Annotated in this window: 7 protein-coding genes; 3 read left to right on the top strand and 4 right to left on the bottom strand. The window is 30.8% G+C overall.

What is annotated here, in order from left to right; genetic code table 11:
* Nucleotides 1–210: 210 nt before the first annotated feature.
* The 3 genes from OS188_RS10750 (at nucleotide 211) to OS188_RS10740 (ending at nucleotide 3,602) form a co-directional block, all read left to right on the top strand.
* Nucleotides 211–1,317: an ABC transporter permease gene (locus OS188_RS10750; RefSeq protein ID WP_267148842.1), complete on the top strand. Its 1,107-nt coding sequence runs from the start codon at nucleotides 211–213 to the stop codon at nucleotides 1,315–1,317.
* A 75-nt stretch (nucleotides 1,318–1,392) separates the two neighbouring features.
* Nucleotides 1,393–2,514, top strand: coding sequence for an ABC transporter permease (locus OS188_RS10745; protein ID WP_267148841.1), 1,122 nt, complete (start codon nucleotides 1,393–1,395; stop codon nucleotides 2,512–2,514).
* A gap of 248 nt (nucleotides 2,515–2,762) precedes the next feature.
* Entirely contained in the window at nucleotides 2,763–3,602 is an 840-nt protein-coding gene (locus OS188_RS10740) for a restriction endonuclease (protein ID WP_267148840.1), read from the top strand.
* 113 nt (nucleotides 3,603–3,715) lie between these two features.
* On the opposite strand, the gene OS188_RS10735 is transcribed toward OS188_RS10740, so the two are convergent.
* From OS188_RS10735 to OS188_RS10720, 4 genes are all read right to left on the bottom strand, one after another.
* The gene (locus OS188_RS10735; protein WP_267148839.1) at nucleotides 3,716–4,264 is read right to left on the bottom strand and encodes a hypothetical protein; all 549 of its coding nucleotides are present in this window, start codon (nucleotides 4,262–4,264) and stop codon (nucleotides 3,716–3,718) included.
* A 43-nt stretch (nucleotides 4,265–4,307) separates the two neighbouring features.
* Entirely contained in the window at nucleotides 4,308–4,511 is a 204-nt protein-coding gene (locus tag OS188_RS10730; RefSeq protein ID WP_267148838.1) for a hypothetical protein, read from the bottom strand.
* A gap of 150 nt (nucleotides 4,512–4,661) precedes the next feature.
* Entirely contained in the window at nucleotides 4,662–5,165 is a 504-nt protein-coding gene (locus OS188_RS10725; RefSeq protein ID WP_267148837.1) for a Dps family protein, read from the bottom strand.
* A 163-nt stretch (nucleotides 5,166–5,328) separates the two neighbouring features.
* Nucleotides 5,329–6,114: a tRNA pseudouridine synthase A gene (locus OS188_RS10720; RefSeq protein WP_267148836.1), complete on the bottom strand. Its 786-nt coding sequence runs from the start codon at nucleotides 6,112–6,114 to the stop codon at nucleotides 5,329–5,331.
* Nucleotides 6,115–6,171 lie beyond the last annotated feature (57 nt).

Here is a 6,171-nt window from a genome sequence, read left to right as displayed (position 1 = left end):
AGAAACTGAATAAAACTTCTGCGTAAATCAGCGAGATCAGCGGGACATAAATAACAAGAATATTTGCCCGCAGAAGACGCAGATTAGCGCAGAAATTAAATGAAACTTCTGCGTATATCAGCGAAATCAGCGGGACAAAAAAAAATGAGATTCCCACGTCCGTGAGAATGCTAAACTTAAAAGAGATTCCTGCTTTCGCAGGAATGTAGTATGAAAAGATTTATAGGTTTTATAACAAAGGAATTTTACCATATTTTTAGAGATAGACGCTCCTTGTTTATTCTTTTTGGGATGCCTATTGTCCAAATTCTACTGTTTGGTTTTGCCATTACAAACGAAATAAACAATGTGGATATTGCTATTTTAGATCATTCTAAAGATGCCACCACCAAAGAGATTATTAATAAAATTTCTGCTTCAAAATATTTCAGTATCAAACAACTTATTGAACGAGAAGCCGATATTGAAGGTGTTTTTAAAAAAGGAAAAGTAAAGGCCGTTTTAAACTTTGAAAAAGACTTCAGTAAAAATCTTATTAAAGATCATCAGGCGACCATTCAAATTATTACGGATGCAACAGATCCCAACACAGCAAATACCATCAGTAATTATGTGAATTCTATTTTACAAAATTATCAGCAAGAGCAAAACAAAGCCATTAACATCGACTATGTGATTGTTCCTGAACCTAGAATGGTTTATAACCCAGAACTAAAAAGCGTCTATATGTTTGTTCCTGGCGTTATGACTATTATTTTAATGTTGGTTTCAGCGATGATGACTTCCATTTCAATTACAAGAGAGAAAGAATTAGGAACAATGGAGATTCTATTAGTGTCTCCAATCAAACCTTTTCAAGTAATAATAGGCAAGGTATTTCCATACATTTTTCTATCCATTATCAATGCCATTGTAATTGTAGTAATGAGTATTTTCATCTTTAAAATGCCCGTGCAAGGCAGTTTATTTCTCTTAGCATTAGAAAGTGTGCTGTTTATTGTTTCAGCATTGGCATTGGGGATTTTAATCTCAACCATTTCGGCAACTCAGCAAACAGCCATGATGATTTCGCTCATGGGATTAATGCTTCCTGTAATTCTACTATCAGGATTTATTTTTCCTATTTCAAGCATGCCTGTGCCTTTACAAATTATTAGTCATGCCATTCCAGCTAAATGGTTTATCATCATCTTAAAAGGGATTATGCTTAAAGGTGTTGGAATCCAATTTTTATGGAAGGAAACATTTATTTTACTAGGTATGACCGTATTTTTTATTGGATTGAGTGTTAAGAAATATAAAATTAGATTGGAGTAGAAAGTGATTCTGAAAGGTTTTTAAAATCTTTCAGATATAAATTAAAAAAGATTCCCGCTTTCGTGAAAAATGATTATGAGAACAATTAGATTTATCATACAAAAAGAATTCAAACAAATCTTTAGAAATAAAGGAATGTTGCCTATTATTTTTGTGTTACCACTACTCCAATTGGTTATTCTTTCCAATGCTGCCACTTTTGAAGTCAAAAACATCAAATTTGCATATATAGATCATGACCATAGTTCTTCATCCAGAGCCTTAATTGAAAAATTTGAAGCATCAACGTATTTTAATGTTTTAACCGATTTTCCTTCGGAAGCTAAAGCAAGTTCTGCTATGCAAAAAGGCGATGTAGATGTGGTTTTAGAGATTCCTTCGCATTTTGAACGGGATTTACAAAAAGAGAAAAAAGTAAGTCTTGGCATTACTATTAATGCTATTGATGGAGCAGCTGCTGGAGTTGAAAACGTCTATATCTCGCAAATTATTCAAAGTTATAACAAGCATATAAAAACAGATTTGATGCAACTGTCAGGTTCTCAAATACAACCTGTAAATATTAAAACCATTCCCTTATTTTGGTATAACGAAACCTTAAACTATAAGACTTATATGGTTCCAGGAATTCTGGTATTATTAGTAACCATGATTACCTTATTTCTTTCAGGAATGAATATTGTTCGAGAAAAAGAAATTGGCACTTTAGAACAAATAAATGTGACACCAATAAAGAAAAGTCAGTTTATTATAGGCAAACTCTTTCCGTTTTGGCTTATAGGTATGGGCTTATTAACCATTGGATTAATATTAGCCAGATTAATTTTTGATGTTCCTATGATTGGAAGTTTATTTTTAATGTACTTCTATACGTCCATTTATGTTTTAGTCATACTTGGGATGGGATTATTCATATCCAACTTTACCGACACCCAACAACAAGCCATGTTTATTGCCTGGTTTTTTACGGTTATTTTTATTTTAATGAGTGGTTTGTTTACCCCTATCGAAAGTATGCCAGAATGGGCTCAAACCCTCACAGAATTCAATCCTATAAAGTATTTTGTGGAAGTGATGCGTATGGTTATGCTAAAAGGTTCTGGATTTATGGATATTTTACCACAACTGATAAAAACACTTGTTTACGCTATTATTATGAATGGCCTAGCTGTATTGAGTTACAAGAAAACTACTTAATTAATAATGCGCTTTGAGCAGTGTATCATTATTTAATTATGGTTAAAATTAAACGATACTTTAAATTATAATTAAATGAAATTAAGAACAAATGAAAATCAATATAATAATTAGCGAAAAAACTCTTTTTTTAGATCTAATTTTGGACTCAAATCAAGGTTTAAATTATTAAAACTAATACATTGCAGAGTAATCAGTAAATTTGAAGTACCAGAAGAAAAAATAAATACTCTAAAACACTAAGTTTCATGGAAAAGCAGGTTTTTATCAAAAAAAGTAATGGAGAAACAGAATTGTTTTCGTTTGAAAAATTAAGAAACTCTTTACTTTCTTCAGGAGCTTCGAAAGATATGGTTGAAAATATTGTAAATAAAATACAACTAGAGGTTTACAATGGGATGTCGTCCAATATAATTTACAAAAAGGCATTTGCTTTATTAAAGAAACACAATAGAACTTCTGCTTCTAAATACAGTTTAAAACGGGCTATTTTCGATTTGGGACCAACGGGATTTCCTTTTGAAAGGTTGATTGGCGCGCTTTTAAAAGAGAAAGGATTTCAAACTCAAGTAAGTGTAATTTTAAATGGCGAATGTGTCACTCACGAAATTGACGTATTGGCTGAAAAGGATGGGAATGTATACGCTATAGAATGTAAGTTTCATTCGGATGCTCAAGGAGCCAGTAACGTTAAAGTACCTCTATATATTAATTCAAGATTTTTAGATATCCAAAAGCAATGGAATATAAACTCTAACAAGAATACATATTTAAAACAAGGTTGGTTGGTTACAAACACTAGGTTTACGGAAGATGCTTTAAACTACGGAAAATGTGTTGGTTTAACTATGTTAAGTTGGAATTATCCTAAAAACAACGGACTTAAAGCTAATATTGACACGCTAGCTTTGTACCCTATAACTACTTTAACAACCTTAACAAAAAAAGAACAACACTTGCTTATTGATAACAATATTGTTTTAGTTAAAGAGTTGGCTAATGAAAAGGAAGCGTTGAAAGATCTTGGAATTTCAAAAACTAGAACAAAGCGCATTTTAGAAGAAGTAAAACAATTATGTAACCGGTAGATATTGTAAGAATAATCTTGACAAATACACTCTAAAACAAAACATTTATTTGTAATTTGGAATAAAAAAAACCATCTTTTCAGATGGTCTTTTTACTAGAACTTTACTAACTCTTATTTTTTCAATGTAAAAACTTTTTTTACAATAGCATTTTTACTGGTATCATAGTATTCAATAATAAAGTTATTGTTGGAGTCAAAGTATCCAATCCCATTATAATTGTTAGATTTAAAAACATAATTGTTAGAACGACTGGTGTTTATTGCTTTTCCAAATTCTGTTTCTGAATTAGAAACAACCTGTGAAACTAAAAAGCCATTACTGTTACGTTTAAAAACATATGGTTTATCATTATAACTATAATGAATAGTTTTAATTTTAGAATCGTAGTAAGAATCACTATCATCATCCACTTCTACGGTTTGAGTTACTTTTGATGGAGAGCTAACTACATCTTGATTTACCTTATTCTTATCGGCTTTATCTAATTTAAGTTGTTGCTCTTCTCGAGTCGTAATTTTCACTTTTTTTTCTACAACTTCCTTCCCATCATCTACTTTAATGGTTTTGGTAGTTGTTTCTTCAGACACATTTTTTGGTTTCTCTTGTGCAAAAAACACTGTGGGAACCATAAACATGGCTATGTATAATAAATTTTTCATTTTAATAATTTTTAAAGGTTAATAATCAACTTAAAACAGTGTCTTATTTACCGTCAACAGCATCCTCAACTTCGTCTGCAGCATCATCAACGGCGTCGCCTACATCATCAGCTGCATCTTCAATTCCATCGCCTATGTCATCTGCAGTGTTTTCTATTTTGTCTCCGGCAGTTTTTTCATCTCTACATCCCGTAAGGGCAATTGAAAGTGTAAATAAAACGGCAAACATTAATATGACTTTTCTCATGATTTCTAAATTTTTGGATTAATATTAAACCTGAATATCAAGTTTATATCACAAATATCATAGATTAAGAGAGAATGGATTAACTTTAATAAAAAACATATTAACTCAAAACCTGATATTGAGATTGGTCTATAGATTCTTAAAAATTAATTATGCTTCAATAACATTTTCCTTAAATGTATCTGAAGTTTCTTTACTCCAAGCTTCTAACATCCAACTAGATTTTTCAAGTTCTCGAATGTATGCTCCTATTAAATCTATGGTTCCTTCGTCTGAAACATCATTTGCTTTTTTTAAAACTACACTCATCTGGTTTAATAAAGCTTTATGATCTTCAATAGTTTCTGAAACCATTTCCTTATCTGTTAACAAGGCCGACGACTCTTTAATAGTAGACACTTTTAAATAGTCGCTATATTTACTCATTGGATGGTATCTAAGGGTTAAAATGCGTTCCGCAATTTCATCTACTTTTAAACGGGCATCTGTGTACAATTCTTCGAATTTATTGTGTAAATCGAAAAAATTCTTTCCTAAAACATTCCAATGATTACTTCTTAATTTCTGATAATACAAATGATAATCTGCCAACAGTGTGTTTAATTCCACTACAACTGGTAATAATTTTTCATCTTGCATGTTCAAATAACTCATAATTATATAATTCTTTTATTGGTTTATATATAACTTATGGTCTTAACTACATAAAACAAACCAATTAACAGGTTTTAACCCTATTCGGTTTTATTTAACTTAAATTATGTTAAACATGCATTTTATAAATTTAAAAGAGTGGTTTTAAAATGTGAAGTATTATTTATTCAAATTCAATTTTGTTTAAAATAAGCCCTGAAGCCGGAGCTATATAGTCCATGACTTCTGTACTTTCAGGCTTTAAGGAATCTTCTATATAGTTTAAAGTAATTTCATTTTTTCCTAATTTTATAAGAGCTCCCATAATTAATCTTATTTGATTTCGCATAAAACCCTGGCCTCTAACTCTTAAAATATAAGAAGTTTCTGGAAAAAAATTAGCAGTAAAAAGTGTGTTTTCTATAATTTCGCAAGTTAGAATTTCCCGATTGTAAATTCCATTATTAGTTGCCTTATAACAGTAAGTTTTAAAATTATGAAAACCTTCAAAAAGTTTAGCTCCTTGTTTCATAGTTTCAATATCAAGTTCATCCAATATAGTAGTCATAATTGGTGCACAAAATGGGTGGTATTTATCGCCATGAGCAAAAACATATAGGTATTCTTTAATTTTAGCGTGATTTATTACATTAAAATCCTTGGACACCTCTTTAACCGAAAGTGCGCGAATGTCTTGTGGTAAATTGTGATTGAATAAGGCTAGAAACTCTTCTAAATTAGTCAATGGCTCATCATATACAAACAATTCGAAAGCAGCTTCTTGCGAAGAAACCATGGCGTCCGTTCTGCCAGATCCTAATGTTTTAAAGCGTTTTCCTTCAAAAATATAATTTAAGGTCCTATCTATCATTAAATGAACTGTTTTCACGTTTGGCTGTTTTTGCCAACCGTGAAATCTATAACCTAAATACTGAACTGTTATTAGATAGTAATATCTTTTATTAAACACAACTTTATAGTTTTAAACGGAAAAGTAAGGTATTTTAGAGAACTGCCAAATTTTTTA

This window comes from Xanthomarina sp. F1114 (assembly GCF_026410255.1).
In the GTDB taxonomy this organism is placed as follows: domain Bacteria; phylum Bacteroidota; class Bacteroidia; order Flavobacteriales; family Flavobacteriaceae; genus Xanthomarina.
This window is presented reverse-complemented; position numbering and strand designations above follow the sequence as displayed.